The organism is Kitasatospora sp. NPDC057904, from assembly GCF_042887925.1.
Taxonomy (GTDB): domain Bacteria; phylum Actinomycetota; class Actinomycetes; order Streptomycetales; family Streptomycetaceae; genus Kitasatospora.
In genome coordinates this window covers 43,402-60,631 of the sequence record NZ_JBHVOL010000014.1, presented here as the reverse complement: position 1 = coordinate 60,631, position 17,230 = coordinate 43,402, and the positions used below count along the sequence as shown (strand labels likewise).

15 protein-coding genes are annotated in these 17,230 nt (G+C 72.4%); 7 read left to right on the top strand and 8 right to left on the bottom strand.

Going from position 1 to position 17,230, the window contains the following annotated elements; all coding sequences use genetic code 11:
• Nucleotides 1-31 precede the first annotated feature (31 nt).
• Complete coding sequence (locus ACFVSN_RS30305) at nucleotides 32-253, top strand: hypothetical protein (RefSeq protein WP_387594101.1); 222 nt, start codon at nucleotides 32-34, stop codon at nucleotides 251-253.
• 46 nt (nucleotides 254-299) lie between these two features.
• Nucleotides 300-770 carry a hypothetical protein gene (locus ACFVSN_RS30300; protein ID WP_387594099.1) on the top strand — a complete coding sequence of 157 codons (471 nt, stop codon included), beginning with the start codon at nucleotides 300-302 and terminating at the stop codon, nucleotides 768-770.
• Nucleotides 771-1,019: 249 nt separating this feature from the next.
• Here ACFVSN_RS30300 and ACFVSN_RS30295 read toward each other — a convergent pair whose 3' ends face one another.
• From ACFVSN_RS30295 to ACFVSN_RS30280, 4 genes are read right to left on the bottom strand one after another with little or no spacing between them, the layout of a single operon-like run.
• Nucleotides 1,020-1,886, bottom strand: coding sequence for a glycosyltransferase family 2 protein (locus ACFVSN_RS30295; RefSeq protein WP_387594097.1), 867 nt, complete (start codon nucleotides 1,884-1,886; stop codon nucleotides 1,020-1,022).
• A 19-nt stretch (nucleotides 1,887-1,905) separates the two neighbouring features.
• The gene (locus ACFVSN_RS30290) at nucleotides 1,906-2,667 is read right to left on the bottom strand and encodes a hypothetical protein (protein ID WP_387594095.1); all 762 of its coding nucleotides are present in this window, start codon (nucleotides 2,665-2,667) and stop codon (nucleotides 1,906-1,908) included.
• The gene (locus ACFVSN_RS30285; protein ID WP_387594093.1) at nucleotides 2,664-3,425 is read right to left on the bottom strand and encodes a hypothetical protein; all 762 of its coding nucleotides are present in this window, start codon (nucleotides 3,423-3,425) and stop codon (nucleotides 2,664-2,666) included. The genes ACFVSN_RS30290 and ACFVSN_RS30285 overlap by 4 nt, the downstream gene beginning before the upstream one ends.
• The gene (locus tag ACFVSN_RS30280) at nucleotides 3,422-4,069 is read right to left on the bottom strand and encodes a 2OG-Fe(II) oxygenase (protein WP_380506171.1); all 648 of its coding nucleotides are present in this window, start codon (nucleotides 4,067-4,069) and stop codon (nucleotides 3,422-3,424) included. The genes ACFVSN_RS30285 and ACFVSN_RS30280 overlap by 4 nt, the downstream gene beginning before the upstream one ends.
• A 1,267-nt stretch (nucleotides 4,070-5,336) precedes the next feature.
• Here ACFVSN_RS30280 and ACFVSN_RS30275 point away from each other — a divergent pair.
• Nucleotides 5,337-7,049 carry a protein kinase gene (locus ACFVSN_RS30275; RefSeq protein ID WP_387956926.1) on the top strand — a complete coding sequence of 571 codons (1,713 nt, stop codon included), beginning with the start codon at nucleotides 5,337-5,339 and terminating at the stop codon, nucleotides 7,047-7,049.
• Nucleotides 7,050-7,352: 303 nt separating this feature from the next.
• Here the strand turns inward: ACFVSN_RS30275 and ACFVSN_RS30270 are convergent, their stop codons facing one another.
• Nucleotides 7,353-8,564: a hypothetical protein gene (locus ACFVSN_RS30270; protein WP_387956925.1), complete on the bottom strand. Its 1,212-nt coding sequence runs from the start codon at nucleotides 8,562-8,564 to the stop codon at nucleotides 7,353-7,355.
• Between the two features lie 287 nt (nucleotides 8,565-8,851).
• Here ACFVSN_RS30270 and ACFVSN_RS30265 point away from each other — a divergent pair, with 287 nt between their 5' ends.
• The gene (locus tag ACFVSN_RS30265; RefSeq protein WP_387956924.1) at nucleotides 8,852-9,142 is read left to right on the top strand and encodes a YciI family protein; all 291 of its coding nucleotides are present in this window, start codon (nucleotides 8,852-8,854) and stop codon (nucleotides 9,140-9,142) included.
• A gap of 68 nt (nucleotides 9,143-9,210) precedes the next feature.
• Entirely contained in the window at nucleotides 9,211-10,464 is a 1,254-nt protein-coding gene (locus ACFVSN_RS30260) for a phenylacetate--CoA ligase family protein (RefSeq protein WP_387956923.1), read from the top strand.
• 108 nt (nucleotides 10,465-10,572) lie between these two features.
• Here the strand turns inward: ACFVSN_RS30260 and ACFVSN_RS30255 are convergent, their stop codons facing one another.
• From ACFVSN_RS30255 to ACFVSN_RS30245, 3 genes are read right to left on the bottom strand one after another with little or no spacing between them, the layout of a single operon-like run.
• On the bottom strand, nucleotides 10,573-13,074 hold the full coding sequence (locus ACFVSN_RS30255; protein ID WP_387956922.1) for an acyl-CoA reductase: 2,502 nt from the start codon (nucleotides 13,072-13,074) through the stop codon (nucleotides 10,573-10,575).
• A complete protein-coding gene (locus ACFVSN_RS30250) occupies nucleotides 13,071-14,246 on the bottom strand; it encodes an acyl-protein synthase (protein WP_387956921.1) in 1,176 nt (391 codons plus the stop codon). Before ACFVSN_RS30250 ends, ACFVSN_RS30255 begins: the two co-directional genes overlap by 4 nt.
• The gene (locus tag ACFVSN_RS30245) at nucleotides 14,243-15,334 is read right to left on the bottom strand and encodes a GNAT family N-acetyltransferase (protein ID WP_387956920.1); all 1,092 of its coding nucleotides are present in this window, start codon (nucleotides 15,332-15,334) and stop codon (nucleotides 14,243-14,245) included. Before ACFVSN_RS30245 ends, ACFVSN_RS30250 begins: the two co-directional genes overlap by 4 nt.
• A gap of 435 nt (nucleotides 15,335-15,769) precedes the next feature.
• Here ACFVSN_RS30245 and ACFVSN_RS30240 point away from each other — a divergent pair, with 435 nt between their 5' ends.
• Nucleotides 15,770-16,084 carry a serine hydrolase gene (locus ACFVSN_RS30240; RefSeq protein WP_387956919.1) on the top strand — a complete coding sequence of 105 codons (315 nt, stop codon included), beginning with the start codon at nucleotides 15,770-15,772 and terminating at the stop codon, nucleotides 16,082-16,084.
• A 67-nt stretch (nucleotides 16,085-16,151) separates the two neighbouring features.
• A partial coding sequence (locus tag ACFVSN_RS30235; RefSeq protein WP_387956918.1) for a WD40 repeat domain-containing protein occupies nucleotides 16,152-17,230 on the top strand: 1,079 nt, incomplete at its 3' end.

Below are 17,230 nucleotides of genomic sequence, written 5' to 3'. Positions count from 1 at the left end.
GAGTTACGGTCAGGCACGCATCCTGCTGGCCGTGCTGGTGAACATCACCCCCGATGGCTGTCTACACGACGTCGAGGGCGACTACTCGGCGGGCCGGTGGGGCGGCTGGCGTGGCCTGTGCGCCGCTGGCGTCAAGCAGGTCACCAGTGCAGCGACCGGATCGACCAACCACGTCCTTGCTGCAGCGCAGCACCGGGCCGGTGATGGCGGCGGACCGGGCCCCGCCCCCATGGTGATCATGACGCATCCCTGACAGCATGGGCAACCGTGCCGCAGGGAGCGGCATTTGGAGGGGGAGCATGCGCAAGGGACTCAATGCACTCGCGGTCGGTGCCGTCACGATGGCCTCGATCGTCCTGGCCAGTGCCCCGGTGTTCGCGGCCGGGGCCGCACCTGCCCAGGCAGCTCCGACGGGGGCCCCGAGTACCGGCACCAGGGTCATCTACGTCCACGGCAACGCGACGCAGACGAATGAGGTCATCTACGGGCCGGTCGGCGAATACCCGTCGAACTGGCCGCAGGCGAGCTCGTGCTGGACCAGCTTCGACCCGTCCAGCCCCGGCGGGCGTGCGATGAACCATTACTACGAGAACTGCGGCTCCTACGTCACCACCGTGTGCCCGGCGGTGCGCATCAACGGCGTCGGCCCGCTGTACGTGTTCATCGACCACGCCGTCTACCTGCACGCCAAGCCGACGGTCGACTACGGCGTCGACTGGCACTACGAACAAACCACCAAGAACGGCTGGTACACCACCGTCACCTGCTAGAGGTGAGGGCTGGGGGGAAACGCAGGACGTTGTCGGGCAGCTGAGCCCGCATCCGCTGCACGGGCGGGAGCGCGCGGCGATCGGCTCGGCGGCTGCGGCGATCCCGCTTCGTCGGGGCGGGCGGCAGGAGGCGGCCCGCTCTCCGGGCGTGGCGGCGACGACCTCCTCGCAGCTCCGGCTCCGAGCCCGCCTTCCCGCCGGTCGAACCCCGGGCACGGCCGACACGGACGCGACGAGGTGGATCCGGCCTCAGGGGCCGAAGGCCCGGGGTGCCCACTGGTCGAGGTAGTCGGCGATCGGCCGCAGCTCGGTGATGAGGAGCCGTTGCTGCGCCGCCACCCACGGCTCGGCGAGGACGGTGGCGATCGCGCCGGGGAAGGTGGAAAAGCGTGCGCAGGCCAGGGCGGAAGCCCGCAGCTGCGGACCGGGCAGGTGCAAGAGCCCGGTGCGCAGGATGTTCTGGAGCCACGGCTGCTGCTCCGGCCGGTACGGCGGAAGTGTCCGGAAGCGGTGGGTGACGACGGCCCCGGGGATGCCGAGCGAGGGACGCCCCGCCCGCCACCACCGCAGTGCCAGCTCCACGTCCTCCAGCCCGAATCCGCTGAAGGCCGCGAAGCCTCCTTCCATGAGGAAGCGGTCCCGGACGACCGCCAGGCAGCCGCCGGGGAGGAGACCGACCTCGATGGGTCCGGGCCCGGCCACCGGGCGCCAGCGGTAGGTCAGCAGGGCGTCCACGAGTTCGGCCCCGCAGCCCACGAACCGGCTGTCGGAGGCGTCCCGCACCGCGGGTCCGACCAGCGCGTCCGGCGTGCGCTCGAGCGCGGCCACGAGCGGTGTCAGCCACCGGTCGTCCACCGCGCAGTGGGCGTCGAGGAAGACGAGGACCGGTTGGTCCGCAGCCCGCGCGCCGCGGTTGCGGGCCGCGGCCACGCCGACATGGTCCCCGCGCAGCGTCCGCACCCACGACGGCCAGTCCCGCTCGCAGCCGCCGTCCGTGCTGCCGTCGTCGACGAGGACGAGTTGCCGCGGCCGCACGCACGCGCTCGCCACCGACCGGATGGTCTCGGTGACGCGGTCACCCTCCTGGTAGGCGCAGACGACGACGGAAACGGGCACCGAGGAGCGCATGCCGGCGTCACCGATGCGGTGGAACGGCGGGTTGCGGACCGGCGGCGGCAAGCTCCGGCGGCAGGTCGCCGACCACCGAGGCGGGCGTCCGGGCCCGGCTCCAGAAGCTTCGGCACTCCGGCAGCAGACGGCCGTGCCGGGCGGTGTCCACCCAGGTGTACCGCTCCGGTTCCCGGGTCAGGGCGAACCCGCGCAGCAGCGCGAACTCGCAGAACCTGCCGAACCCGGCGGCGTGCGCGTAGTCGCTGATCGACTGGCCGTGTGCGTCCCGGCAGTGGGCACGGAGCCCGGCGTACACGTGCCGGGGGACGACCAGGGGCGGCGGCTCGGTCACGTCCGGCCGCACCGGTTCACCGAAGAATGCGGCCGGGCACCGCCGCCAGCCGTCCGACTCCGGCCGGGCACCGCCCGAGTCGAAGGCCATCCGTGGCCGGCCGCAGTCGAACAGACGGTCCGTCAGCTCGCACGGCGCCGTGAACACCTGGTCCGAGTCCAGGTGCAGGATCATGTCCGCGTCCGTGTAGCGGTCCGCGTTGAGCTTGGTGATCTGCTGGCCGAGGTAGTCGTCGGCGTAGTCGCGGCACGTGGACAGACGCACGCCCGTCGACTCGATCGCCGACGGCTCCATACGTTCCAGACTCGACCGCGGCACGACCACGACGACCTGGCGGTGGCCCGACGCGAGCAGGGCGATGGAGCGCAGCGCCAGGGCCAGCCACTGCCGGTCCCGGTGGTAGGACCGGATGAAGACGTCGATGCTCGGGGTCACTCGACGGGCTCGTCCCCGATGCCGATCGTGGGTCCCGGAGTGCCCGTGATGCCGCCGGGCGGCAACGTCATCAGGAGTTCGTCGAACCCGGGGAACACCTCGGCCCACCGCGTGTCGCCGGCCCAGTGCGGCGCGATCCCCGCCGCGAGTGCGAGGTGGAATCCCGTGAGCCGGGAGATCCGGGCCCGGTCGAGGTTGAGGGCCAACGCATCGCCGAGACGGGTGGCGTCCAGGCCGAGCTCCTTCAGCACCGCGGGCGGGCTCGCCGAATACGCCGTGAACTCGGCCCCGCCGGTCAGGATCCGGGCCTGCCGGGGCACGAAGCCGACGTCGGCGAGCTCACCGGAGACGACCGCCGACTGCTCGTTGACGAACAGGGACACCCAGTCCACGCCCGCGCCCGCCAGGTCCTCGAAGAGGAACTTCGTCATCGCCGCCGCCAGCCCCACATTGGTGGCGTCCCGCACGGAGAGGAACGCCGGGGTGAGCAGCGACTGCCCGTTGTCGCTGACCACCGCTACCGCCATGCCGCGCAGGGTCCTCGCGCCGATGCCGGACGGCGGCCACGGACGCTCTTCGAAGGCCACGGCGATCCTGGTGCGGGCCCTCACCGTGAGCGGGGCGAGGACCTCGTCGAGCAGGTGCCCGAGGCCGAGCCGTCTGAGGAAGTGGGCCAGCTCCGGCCGGTACTCGCCGAGGAGATCGGTGGTGATCCGCAGTTCCAGACGGTCGTTCAGCTCGTCGTGAAGGTTGTTCATCGCTTCTCCTCACTGGTACTGCTGTCGTCCACGTCGTAGAGCCACGCCACCGCCGAGTACCGCACGCCGGTACGCACCGGGCGCACCTCGTGCAGCACATCGGAGCGGAAGGTGACGATGGAGCCGGCTTCCAGCCGGATGTTCTCGGGCGCCACGGTGCCGTCGGGCCGCGGAACGTAGAGGACCAGCGCTCCGCCATCGAAGGAGGGGAGGCCGTCGTGCGGTGTCGCGTCGTTCAGCAGGCAGACGATCGACAGCCGTCGATGGCGGACGACGGCGGGATCCAGTGGGTCGTCGGAGCTGTCCCGGTGGGCGCGGAAGAGTCCGCGCTCGGCATAGCTGCAGAACTTCGGGCCGTCCAGTGCGGCCCGTCGCCATCCCTCGTCCTCGATCGTCTTCCGTGCCACCTCCCGCATCGCGGCGACGACGGGCTTCGACCGCTCGGGCGCCAGCAGGTGCTCCGAGCAGCTGCGCATGCTCAGGTCGACCACGTCCTCGCTGCGGCGCAGCACCGGGCCGGTGATGGCGGCGGACCGGGCCATGGCCTCGACGGCGGCGCGGCAGTCCTGCGGTGACAGCGCGTTGCGCCAGATTCTCGGCTGCGCCTCGTTGCGCTCTTCACGGCTGGGAGTACCGGTCCGCATCCTTCTCCCGCTCTCGGTTGGTCGTGCGACGGCAACGGGAAACCCGCGCGATAAGTTAACCAACAGTGATGGCATCGTCATGGAAGGTGATCGTCCGGGAGTGTGCCGTGTCTCCGTCGTCGGCTCACGCATCCCCTTCCGGGACCGGCCGGGCCCACCGCCGACAGGACGGGCCGCACGGCCGTCCGGCAGCGGCAGGTCGCCGCAGGCGTTCGGGCGACCACCGGCCCACTGCCCCCGACCGCTGTCGGAGGCGCGCGCCGAATCTCGCGGCGCCGGCGACAGCCACGACATCGACACCGCAATGCCCAGGATGCGCCAGCAGTTCATGCCACGGAGCCTTGACCCGCGCCACCGAAGCCGAACTCGCCATCGTCCCTGAGTCCTGACCGCACCCCGGCCCAGCCGATGGCCTGCGAGCGGGTGGTCGAGGCCACGGCCGTTCCCCAGAAGCCCAGCCGCCGGACCACCGGGCACAGCGCCGAGGCCGAGCGCTTCGACCAGTAGGCACGGCGCAGCGGGCCCGGTGGGCCGGACCCGGCCGGCGCCGGACGTCCGTCAGCCCGCGGCTCGGACAGGGGACGCAACGCCCGCCACCTGGGAGAAATGGCGACGCTTCGTCGACCGCAAACGGCCCGCGCCGCCCTCACCCGAACGACCCCGGCGCGGCGCTGCCCAACGCCTGGCCTACCGCTCCCGGTTCGTCGTCGTGCGCACCCCGGCCCTGGAGCAGATCACCACCAGCGTGCGGGCCCTCACGCTGCGCGGGCGTCACCAGGACGGCACCGCCCGACCGGGGCTGATCGTCATGCGCAGCCGAACGACAGTGCCCCAGACGGCGTGCGGCGACGAGGAGCCCGACGGGTACGGCGACGACGCGGCACGAGACCGACGAGCAGCAGGCAGGCGGCGCCGACGCGGCAGGGCGGCTCGGCGGCGGGCGGGTGAGGTCAGGCGCGTAGGGGGCCGCGGCCGGGCAGGCACCGCTTCCTGACGGCCGGCCGGCGGCTCGCCGTGCTCGGGCTCGTTTGCGCCGGAGATCTGAGTACCGGGCTCCGCCCCGACGGTGTCACCGGCGTCGCTGGTCGGTTCCTTGGCGTGCCGGCACGGCACGACGCTGCGGGACGCCGGCCCGGGCGCGCACGGGAACAAGGTGGGATCTCCCCGGGAATTGGCGTCCGCGCCCCCGGCGGCCGAGAATCTCGGGGATCACCCGTCACGGGCGGATCACCGCGGCGGGCGGGCAGAGGACGAAAGAGGTGCCCAGGTGGGCGAGGACCGGTTGATCACCGGCCGGTACCGGCTGCTGGAGCGGATCGGCAGCGGCGGCATGGGAACCGTGTGGCGGGCCGAGGACGAGCTGCTGGGCCGCGACGTGGCCGTGAAGGAGCTGCGGATCCGCCCGGAGCTGTCGCCCGAGGAGACCGCGACCCTGCTGGAGCGGACCCTCCGCGAGGCGCGCAGCGCCGCCCGGATCAGCCAGCGCAACGTCGTGGTGGTGCACGACGTCGTGGAGCACGAGGGGCTCCCCTGCGTGGTGATGGAGTACGTCCCCTCCCGCACCCTTGCCGCGGTCCTCGCCGAGGACGGGCCGCTACCCGCGGCGGACGCCGCCCGGATCGGGCGTGAGATCCTGGCCGGGCTGCGGGCCGCCCACGCCGCCGGCGTCGTGCACCGCGACGTCAAGCCCGGCAACGTCCTGCTCGCGCTCGACGGCCGGGTCGTGCTGACGGACTTCGGCATCGCCACCATCGCGGGCACCTCCAGCCTGACCAGGACCGGCGAACTGGTGGGATCCGTCGACTACCTGGCACCGGAGCTGGTCCGCGGCGGCACCCCGACCCCCGCCTCCGACCTGTGGGCGCTGGGCGTCACCCTGTACCAGGCCGTGGAGGGGCTGTCTCCGTTCCGCAGGGCGACCGCGATCGAGACCGTCATGGCGATCGCCGCCGACCCGCCGGAGCCGCCGCTGCGCGCCGGTCCGCTCACGCCGCTGATCGGGTCGCTGCTGGAGAAGGAACCGTTGGAGCGGCCCACGGCCGAGGTCGCGGAGCTGCTGCTCGACGACACCGCGGCGGGGTGCGCGAAGCCGGCAGACGGGACGGAGCACGGCCCGGGCCTGACCGTCAGGAACGGTGGAGCCCCCGTTCACGCCGTGCCCGGGCCCGCAGCCGCAAGTGGCGCGCACACCGTGGCGCAGCCTCCCGGCACGCTCGTCACACCCGGCGCCCTCGCCGGGGATCAGCTGCCTGCCGCGCCCGCAGCCCGCCCCGCCGTGCGGCGGACCCGCCGCCGAACCGGACTGCGCTGGAGCGTCGCCGCCGCGTTGGCAACGGCCGCCGCAGCCGGCGGTGTCCTCGTCCTGGACCCCGGCCTGCGCCCCGGGAAGCACGAGGCACAGGCCGAACCGGTGCCGTCCCCGGCGACGTCGTCCCCGGCAGGCGCGGCCGGCGCGTCGTCCGTGAGCCCGGCCGGGCCGTCCCCGGCCGCGTCCTCCGCGGCCGTCCCGGGCGGCACCGGCCCGGTGGCCGTCCCCGCCGGGTCCAGCATCCGCCGGGACCCGGCCGGCTTCTCGCTGGCCGTCCCCGACGGCTGGGTGCGCGACACCGACGCCGCCGGCCGGGTCTTCTACCTCTCGCCGGACCACGCCTTCCGGATCGGCGTCCACCCCACCACCCCGAGCGGTCAGGGCATGCTGGCCGAACTCCAGAAGCAGGACGCCGCCGGCCCGCGGACCAACCCGGGCTACCGCGGCGGCAGCGTCCAGCCTACGGTCTTCCACGGCACCGCCGACGCCGCCCTGTGGCTGTGGACCTGGGACGGCTACCCGGAGGACGGATTCGGTGCCCGGCGCGTGCAGGACATCTCCTGGACCGAGCAGGGCCGCAGCTACGACTTCTGGGTCTCCGCACCGACCGGTCGCCTCGACGAGGCCAACCGCTACTTCCAGATCGTGTCGGCCACCTTCCGGATCGGCTGAGACCCGGTCACCTCTGCGGCCACCGAGCGGCGCGCGGACGCCGCAGCTCGGCGATATCGAAGTCCGTCATCGGCTCCACAGCCCGTTTCGCCACCGCCTCCGGGCCGGCCGGCAGTCCGGGCGGCCCGGCGGCGCCTTCCCGCCGCCGCGTCTTTTGGTGCGTCCCGGGGCGACCAGGCCGTGCGGTGCGAGATCGCCGAACGCGGCGAGGGCGTCGGCGCGCGCCGTGGTGGTCCCAGCCGTCGGGGTTGTCGGTGCCGCGCCGGTAGGGCGGGCCGGCCCGGGCGGGGCGGGCGGGGCGGGCTACTTCCAGACCGCTGCGAAGTGCGCGGCGTAGCCGCGCATGCCGTGGACCAGGGAGACTCCCACGACGAGTCCCGGGTTGTTGACGAACCTGGCCGACGCGACGTCCGGCTGGGACAGCACGGTGGTCGTCCCGTCGGGGTTCCAGCGCAGCGCCGTCTGGAACTCGCGGGCGGGGTCGCCGGTCCAGGAGTACCCGACGACGGTGCCGTCGTCGTTGATCGCGGTGGCGGAGCTGGAAACCGGGCCCGACGCCTTCGGCCCGAGCAGCGTCGCCGTACCGTCCGGGGCCCACTTCGTGGCGCTCCCCAGCGTGCCGACCGAGGCGGCCGTGCCCGCCACCGTGCCCGAGCCGTTGACCGCCGTCACCCAGCCGAAGTCGGCCACCTGCGTGATGGAACCGTCGGCATGCCAGATCAGGCCGAGCGTGGCCGCGGGGCTGGGCCCGCCGAAGCCGATCACGACACCGGCGTCGTTGATCCCGACGGCCCCGCTGTCGGCCCAGCCCGTCGGGGAGTTCAGGGCGGTGGGGGTCCCGTCCGGGCTCCAGAGCACCGCGTGCCGCGGACCCACGCTGTCGGCGCCCTGGGAGTACCCGACGGCCACGCCCGAGCTGTTGATCCCGGACACGACGGTGCGGACGTCGTCGCCCAGCGGCTCCAGCTCGACCGCCATCCCGTCCGGAGTCCAGGCCACGGCGTGCTGCTGTTCGGCGTCCGCCCACGAGGAACCGATCACCACGCCGGTGCTGCTGACCGCGGCGGCCCGGGCGTTGGTGTCACCGGGCAGCGGATCCAGGGCGGTGGCCGTGCCGTCGGGGGCCCAGGTCACCGCGTGCGTCCCGGACTGCCGGCGGGAGGACCCGACCACGGTGCCCGCGTCGTTGACACCGAAGGCCTGGTCCTCGGTGTCACCCTCCAGTGGGGCGAGCACGGTGGGCGTGAGGTCCGCGTTCCACCGAATCGCGCGGCGCGCCGAGTTGGTGCCTTCTCCGTACAGCCACCCGACGACGACACCGTTGTTGTTGACCCCGGTGGGCTCGCTGAACTGCGTGCCGGCCGGGGTCGCCAGCACCAGGGGCGCCGGGGCCGCCGGAGCGGTATCGGCCACCGCCGCCGGGGCCACCGCGGCCGCAGGGCCGACGGCCAGGACCACGACGGTGGCGGCGACGGCGGTGGCGAGAGGGGTCGATCGCGAGGTGCGCTTGCTCATGATGGGCAGCTCCTGTCTCAATCGGCATCACGGAGACACCGTCAAGTTGACTGTGTGTCAACTGTCCGTCCTCGGACCGAACATCAGTCTCGGGCATCGCGGGCACACCCCGCAGCCCGATCGCCGATCTGCCCACAGCCGGCCGATCCGCTGCCGGGGAGACGGCAACGCCCGAGGGTGGCGGTCCCTGCGGGGCATAGCCGCCGCCATGCCGGCGTTTCACCTGGCGCGCCCGCCTCACACCATGGGGGTGACGCGTTGTCGGACGAAACCGTGCGGAGGACGCCATGGCCTACTACGCCGTCGAATACACCTTCACTCCCGATCGCCGCCACCTTCGGGTACGGCCCACGCACCGCGAGTACCTGGCCGACCTGGCGGAACGGGGCAGCATCGCATTGTGCGGACCGCTGGCAAGCGACACCGGCGGGCTGCTGATCTTCCGCGCCGGGAGCGAGGCGGAGGTGCGGGAACTGGTGGACGGCGACCCGTACATGCGGGAGGGCGTGATCGACGGCGTCCGCGTCGAGGAGTGGTACCCGGTGATCGGCTCGCTGATCGGACACCTCGACGGGTGACCGCGGCGGCCCGACCCGCGACGATGCGACTACGATCAACTGGTAATCCCATCGCAGGTTTGGATGACATGACTGACCCTCAGCTGGCTGATCTCCTGGCCCATGTACGCGAGCACTCGCCCTTCTACCGCGACCTCTACGCCGGACTGCCCGGCGACGTCGCCGACCTGTCGGCGCTGCCGCTGATCGACCACACCGCCTACTGGGGCGCCCACGGCATCGAGCGCAGCGATCTGCTCACCGGCCCGCACCAGGACGGCATCGTTTTCAAGACCGGCGGCACCACCGGCGCACCGCGCGTCTCGGTCTACACGCGCGACGAGTGGCGTGCGATGGCCCGGCGCTTCGGCGGTGGGCTGCCCGCCGCCGGGGTGCGCGCGGGCGACCGGGTGGCCAATCTGTTCTACGCCGGGGAGCTGTACTCCAGCTTCGTCTTCACCCTCAACGCCTTCCAGGAGGCGCCGGTCCCGGTGGTGCAGCTGCCGATCGGCGGTGCGGCGCCGCTGGACTTCACCATCGAGGCCCTGCGCGACTTCCGCGCCACGGTGATCTCCGCGCCGCCGACCTCGCTGTGCCGGCTGGCCCGTCAGGTGGCCGAGACCGTGGGGACGCTGCCGCAGGTCCGGCTGGCGCTGTTCGCCGGAGAGGCCTTCTACGGCGACCAGTTGGCGCTCATGGCCGCCGCCTTCCCGAACGCGCGGGTCCGCTCGATCGGCTACGCCAGCGTGGACGCGGGTATCCTGGCCGGGCCGGTGGCGGACGAGCCGGACACCCGGGTGCACGAGGTGTTCGGCACCGACAAGGTGATCGAGCTGCTCGACCCCGAGAGCGGCGAGCCGATCACCGAGGAGGGCCGTGCGGGCCGGGTCATCGCCACCGACCTGGTGCGTCGCCTGATGCCGGTGATCCGCTACCCGGTCGGCGACGTCGCCGAGTGGGTCGACTACCCGCGACGCCGCTTCCGGCTGCTCGGCCGTTCCGAGGAGGGTGCCCGGGTCGGCGTGGTCACCGTCTACCTGGAGGACCTGCGCGCCATGGCCGCCCGGGCCGACCGGCAGGGTGCGGTCGGCGACCTGCAGGTCGTGCTCCGGCACCGCGAGGCCAGGGACGAACTGCTCCTGCGGCTGGCCGGCCCGGCCCGGTCGGCCGACTTCGAGCGGGAGTTGCTCGCCGTGCTGGACGAAGCCCGGCCGATGTTCGGCGCGGAAGTGCGGAAGGGGAACATCCACCCGCTCGCCTTCGAGTGGGTCGGCCCGGACGGACTGGACATCAACCCGCGCACGGGCAAGCTGATCCGTCTCGTCGACCAGCGCGCGAACTGACGTCCGGGCTCGCGGCGGACCGGCAGGAACGCGGGGACCGCGCGACCGGCCATGCGGCATCCCAAGCCGCATGGCCGGTCGCGCGGTCCCTCCGCGTCTTTCGGAACGTCAGCGGTTCCTGGACCGTCGGTCCACGACGGCCAGCAGCTTCCCGCTCGCCGCCGTCTGCGCGAAGTCCGCGGCCGGTACGCGCTCCACGCGCAGCTCCACCAGCCGGTCCCGCTCCACCGCCGCCGCGAGATCCGGGTACCCGTCCAGGAATTCCCGGATGTCCGGCCCGTCCTGCGGCCGGCCCTCCAGCCGGACGGTCAGCGTCTCGTTGGCGGCGTCGTCCTCGTCCAGCAGGATCTGCAGCGCACCGTGGTGCTCCAGCCGTTCCTCCGCGACCTGGACGAACCGCCGGTAGTTCAGGAAGTGGCTGCCGCTGCGGAAGATGTCGCCGAAGCGCCCCAGCAGCTCGAAACGCGGGGTGCGCCGACCGCACGGGCAGTCCTCGGTCAGCCAGCGCCCGAGGTCACCGATCTCGTACCGCTCCAGCCGCTGCCCGCGCCGGGTGTGCGCGGTGAACACCAGCCGCCCGGCCTCACCCGCCGGCACCGGCCGGTCCGCCTCGCGGTCGAGGATCTCCAGCGTGTGCAGTCCGCTGAACAGGTGGTACACCCGGTCCGGCGCCGTGGGGCACTGGTAGCCGAGCGGGCCCGCGTCGACGCTGCCGTACGCGCCGGCGCGCACCAGCTCGACCCCGAACTCCTCGCGCAGCCACTCACGCTGGCGTGCCGGGAAGTGCTCGCCGCCGTAGAACAGCTTGCGAACCCCTCGGTACTCGCGCAGCAGGTCCGCGCCCTCGGTGAAGACCCGCAGCAGGTAGTTCGGCATGCCGAACAGGGTGTTGACCCCGTGCTCGACCACCGACCGGGCGACCGCCGCGTGGTCGTCCTGCGCCATCATCGGGAACTGGACCGCCCCGAGCGTCTCCAGCACCGAGAAGAAGCTGGAGAACCCGCCGTACAGCTGCCCGCCGAAGAAGAGGTTCATCGCCCGGTCGGTCCGCGGGTCGAACCCGGCCGCCAGCAGGCCCTCCGCGCCGGACCGCATGTGCTCGTGGTAGTCGTCCCAGCTGAACGCGGAGAGCTTGGGCGCGCCGGAGCTGCCGCCGCTGCGGAAGAAGACCTCCGCACGGCTGAGGTCGCTCTGCAGCTTCTCGAACTCCGTCTTGCCGGTCACCGCGACCGCCGGGGGCGCGAGTTCACGCGCACCGACCAGGTCGTCCAGGCAGGCGTCGCCGGTGAACCGCCCGTCCAGCTGGACGTCCACCCGGCGGCTGTAGCGCTGCAGCGCGTACACGCCGTCGTGCGGCTCGCCGTCATAGCTGCCGAGCATTCCGCCCGGCACCGTCACCCGCTGCACGCCCGCCGCCAGCACGGCACCGGCCAGCTCCGCGGTGTCGGTGCGGCTCGCGCCGATCCCGGCGGTCTGCAGGTAGCGGCGCATCGGGCGCAGCACCTCGGCGATCCGCTTGCGCGGCAGCGGCTTGACCCAGACCGTGCGGTGCAGCGGCGAGGCACGCAGCGCGCTGCGGGTGTCGGCGAGCACGTGCCAGCTCGCGTCGGGAGCGGCGTGCACCTTGGTGAGCCCGAGGTGCTCCTCCAGCCGGGCCACCAGGACGGTGTTGGTGATCTCGGCGCTCTCCAGCGGCTCGCGGTCGTGCGGTGCGGGTGCGCGGGCGGCGAGCACGGCGGCGAACCGCTCGGCGAAGGCGAAGAGTTCGTCCTGGTCCTCGGTGTCCAGGTACACCACCTGCGGGCTGGCGCAGGCCTGCTGTTCGAGGCGGCAGATGTCGTCGGCGATGCCGTCCAGCGTCTCGGGGGCGGACCAGGCATCGGCCGTCAGGTACGCGAAGGAGAGCTTCGGTCCCCAGTCGACCAGTCGGCAGCCGGCGGGTATCAGCGCGGCGATCGAGGCGATGGCCTCCTCGCCGCCCCAGGCGGCGACGGCGTCGGCGGCCGCGCACAGGCGCTCGAGCCAGTCGGTGCGCGAGGACGGGAAGCCGAGCACCACGACCTGCCGGGCGATCGCTCCGGTGGCGTCGAACTGCGCCAGGGCGGCGAGCAGTTCATGGGTGAACCGCCCCTCGCCGCTGGTCTTGACGACATTGAGGTTGCCCGCGAGCAGGCCCTCGACCACGGTGAGCGCCCCGGCGGCGGGTGCGTTGCCCGGCGCGATGTGCACCAGCAGGCCGACCGGCAGCCAGCCCTCGAAGACCTCCCGGCGGAAGTCGAAGCGCGCCAGCCGCCCGGGGTCGATGCCGCCGAGCTCGCGGGTCAGCTTGACCTCCAGCTCCTCCCGGGACAGCGCCTCGGTCAGGTCGTGCATCGTCCGCGAGGTCTCGTCCTCGGGCACGCCCGCCTCGCGCAGCAGACCCGCCAGCCGGACGGAGTGCTCGCTCGCCGGGTCGGCCAGCGCGCCGGCCAGGCGGTCGCAGGCGGCGAGCACGGTGATCGGGCTGAGCCGCTCGGTCAGCGCGCCGGCGGCGTACTCGTCGAGGCGTTCCAGGCGGGCCGCCGCCTCCGCGTCGTCCACCCACGCGCCCTGCCAGTAGTGCTGAGTCACTTCTTCCCCTCGGTCTTGAGCAGTTCGGCGGCGGCGACGGCGCAGCTGCGGTTGCGGCTGATCCCGGCCCGCCCGTGCACCTCGAACCAGGGCGTGGGCAGGCCGCAGCCGCACTCCTCCGGTGCGTGCTGGGTGACCAGGTCGCCCATCAGCACGGACTGGGCCGGCACCGAGGTGATGTACGGCGAGATGAACTGGGGGTAGCCGCTCTGGCCGTACGGCAGCGGCTGGAGCGTGCGCACGTCGCGGACCAGCTGGCGGGCCCAGACCGGGACGTGCAGACGGTGGTTGGGGCACTCCATGTGCAGGACGGAGTGCTCCACGGCGCCGTAGCCGTCGCGGATCCGCTCGTCCGGGATGCCGAGCTGCTCGTGGATGCGCCGGTACAGCTCCGGCTTGGCGACCTGCTTGTCCGCGTTGCCCTTCCAGCCGCCGCCGAAGACCACCAGCGACTCCGGGTTCAACCGCAGGGGCGGCAGCCCGAGTTCGCGCATCCGGTCCAGTGTGAAGGAGAGGAAGGCGGGGAAGCCGAGGATCCGGACCGGCGCGCCCTCCTCGGCGAAGCGGATCAGCGCGCGGACGCAGCCGAACGGGTCGAACTCGTGGCCGCTGCCGGTGTGCTTGAGCGCGTACTCGACCGAGCGGACGGGAGCGAAGTGGCACAGGTACTCGTCGGTGAACGAGGTGCCGAGGTTCAGGCCCGGCCGGGGCTGGTAGTTGGAGAGCAGGTAGTTGACCGGCTCGTCGCCTTCGGACTTGATCCAGCCGTAGTGGTCGAAGACCCGGGCGACCATCCGCTGGCCGCCCCGCAGGGTGAAGTCGTCGAAGGCCATCTGCGACTTCTGGCCGGTCGTGCCGGACGAGGTCAGGGTCAGCAGCGTCTCCTCGCGCGGCAGCGACAGCACCTCGTGCAGCTTGAAGAAGTTGGCGTGTACGAACGGCAGTCGGTGGAGGTCCTCGATGGACTCCAGGGTGTGCCCCTCGGCCGCCCACAGCTTGCCGAAGTAGGGCGAACGCTCGGCGTGCCAGGCGTTGATCTCGTTCATCGCCGCGGTGAACAGGGCGTCCACGTCGTCCCCGGCGCGGTACGGCTCGGCCAGGTCTGCCAGCTGCTGTACGCGGGCGAGTGCTTCGGGGTCCGGTACCGAGACCGGTTGGAGGTACTTGTTCATTGGAATATCCCGTGGGTGTCGAGGTGCTGCTGCTTCCACAGCTCGATGTACTGCTCGGTGAACGGCTGGAACGCGGCGTCGATGGCCAGGCCCCGGAAGTCCAGCGGCTGCAGGATCCGGGCCAGCACCACGTAGTCGCGGAAGCCCTCGGCCTCCCGGCGCATCGCGGGGTAGGCCGCCACCGGCAGGAAGCCGTGCCCGAGCAGCCGGCGCAGCGAGTGGTAACTGTCGAGCGGCACCAGGGCCTCGATGTACCGGGCGCCGTGCGCGGCCAGCCGGTCGGTGATGGTGTCCAGCTCCTCGCCGATCTCCGCGAGCTCGATGCCGATCAGCGTGCAGTACCCGTCGGCGGGGCTGAGGTGCGCGTACACCTCGTAGGCGCCGTCGGCGGCGGAGAGCATGACGTTCGGCTCGTGGAACGGGTAGAAGCACTCCCCCAGCCCGTCGAACCGGCGGCTCACGAAGGCCGGCGCGTCGATGAACTCCAGCTCCCGGACGGCGCGCCCGCCCTTCCTCGGCCTGGGCAGCGGCTCGTCCACGCGCTCCGGTCGCTGCGCGGGCCCCGGCAGGTCCGCCAGCGCCCGTACCAGCCCGTCGAGCGCGGACGGGACCTTGTACACCGGAAGCCGCTGCTCCAGTACGCCCGCGCGGTGCTTGGCCAGCAGCACCATGGTCTCGTGCCAGGCGGCCTTGCGCAGGTTCGGCAGGACGCCGAGCGCGCGGAAGCCGGACTTCAGGCAGATGCGCTGCGGGGCGGTGGTGTCGGTCCGGGCGGTCGCGTACACGGAGTCGACCGGGTGGTCGCCCGTCAGCAGCTGGTCGGCGAGCTGCTGTACGGCGAGGTTGGCCAGGCCGAGCCCACGGGCATCGGGATGGATCACCAGGCCCTGCAGCTTGCCGATCCGCGCGGCCGGGTCGACCGTGCCGAGGATGGACCCGAGCAACCGGTCGCCGCCGGGCTCCCGTGCCACCAGCCAGGTGGTGTCCGGGGCCGTGATCTCACGGGCCATCACCTCGGGGTCGGTGCCGAGCGGCAGCGCGTAGCTCCGCCCGTACACCTGGCGGTAGAGCGTCAACAGAGCGTCCACGTCATCAAGACGGGCCGGAATGAATTCGAGGGCCAAGTCGCCTCTCCCAAAAGGCGGCGCGAACACGGTTCATCGCGTGCGCACCACGAAAGAAACTTAGGTCGCAAGTAGGCGTGCCCGGTCCGAGCAGCCACGTTGCCGCTCCACCACAGTAACGCTCACGCATCGGTGCACCGGACCGCAACCGTGCTAAAAGACCGTCAGGAGGCGTGGATGCGACGAGAATCACAGGCACGCGAAATGTGTACGAAATTGAACCAATGAACTTCCGCTGAACGTTGTCGGACCATTCGCCGACTGATCGTCAGGGCTCCCGCAGCGTCGGCCCGGCCTTGCCGGACCAGGCGGCACGGAGGGGTGTGGCCGGGCCAGGCGCAGGCTTTCCGGGTTCCGGGCTTGACCTTGTCCCAGGGGCAGGGTTCGACGATGGTCCGCATGACCAACAACTCGTTCAGCACCGTCGAAGCCCGGATCCGCGAGCAGGCCGCCGCCTACTGCGAGTCCAACAACGTCCCCGGGTTCGTCGCCGGCGTCTACCACGCGGGCGAGCAGGTCGTCGTCGCCCACGGTTGCGCGAACGCGGCCACCGGCGCACCGATGCGCGAGGACACTGGCTTCCTCTTCGGTTCCGTCACCAAGGTCCTGACCACCACGCCCCCGGCCACCGCGCGTCAGCCGTCCGGCGCCGCGACTGTGGTACGTGTCCCGGGGGTGGGATGCGGGGTTGCCGGTGTGGGTGGAACGACGTGATGTTCGTGATGTCGGGCCCGGGGGTGTGCCTGAGTGGTTGTCAGCGGGTGCGTCTACGGTGCCAGTCATGAATGGTGATGCGCGTGAGGGTGGTTCGGGTACCGGTCCGGTGGTGGCGGGTGAGTGGTGGACGGACCTGGGGTTGTTGGTGAATGGCGATCCGGCGCGGGTGTGGGGGTTGCTGGATTCGGGAGCGGGTCGGGAGGCTCGCTTGATGGCGGCGGTGTACCGGGCGTCGGCGTATGTTCACCGGGATGAGACGGCGGGAGTGCGTCGGCAGTTGCTGGCGCTGGACGCGGCTCGGTACGGGGACATGGAGCTGGCGGCGCGAATCAGTGCCGTTCCGGTGGTGGGCGAGCCTGCGCCGCGGTGGCAGGTGGAGTGGTCGACCGGTAGCCAGGTTGACGCCCGGGTCCGGCACGTCATGACCTCCAACGACCCCGGGTTCGGCGGGGGTGTGTGCGCGGTGGCGACGGCGGTGGTGGACGGCCGGCCGGTCGCCCTCGAGATCTGTGAGGCCGATGAGGTACATGTGTGGGACCTGATCACCGGTGACCAGATCGGCGACCCCCTGATAGACCACGACGGCGTGGTGTACGCGGTGGCAACGGCGCTGGTGGACGGCCGGTCGGTCGCCGTCACCGGCGGGAACGCGGTACAGGTGTGGGACCTGGCCACCGGGGAGCAGGTCGGCGAGCCGCTGCGGGGCCACGACGGCGTGGTGCGGGCGGTGGCCACCGGGGCGGTGGAAGGCCGGCCGGTCGCCGTCACCGTCGGCGACGACGAGACGGTGCGGGTATGGGATCTGGCCACCGGCGAGCAGACCAGCGCCCTCCTGCACGGCCACGACGGCGTGGTGCGGGCGGTGGCGACGGCGGTGGTGGAGGGCCGGCCGGCCGTCGTCACCGGCGGCGCCGACGAGACAGTACGGGTATGGGATCTGGCCACCGGCGAGCAGATCGGCGCCCTCCTGCACGGCCACGACCGCACAGTGTCTGCCATGGCGACGAGCGTGGTGGACGGCCGGCCGGTCGCCGTCACCGGCAGCTACGACGAGACAGTACGGGTATGGGATCTGGCCACCGGCGAGCAGATCGGCGCCCTCCTGCACGGCCACGACCGCACAGTGTCTGCCATGGCGACGAG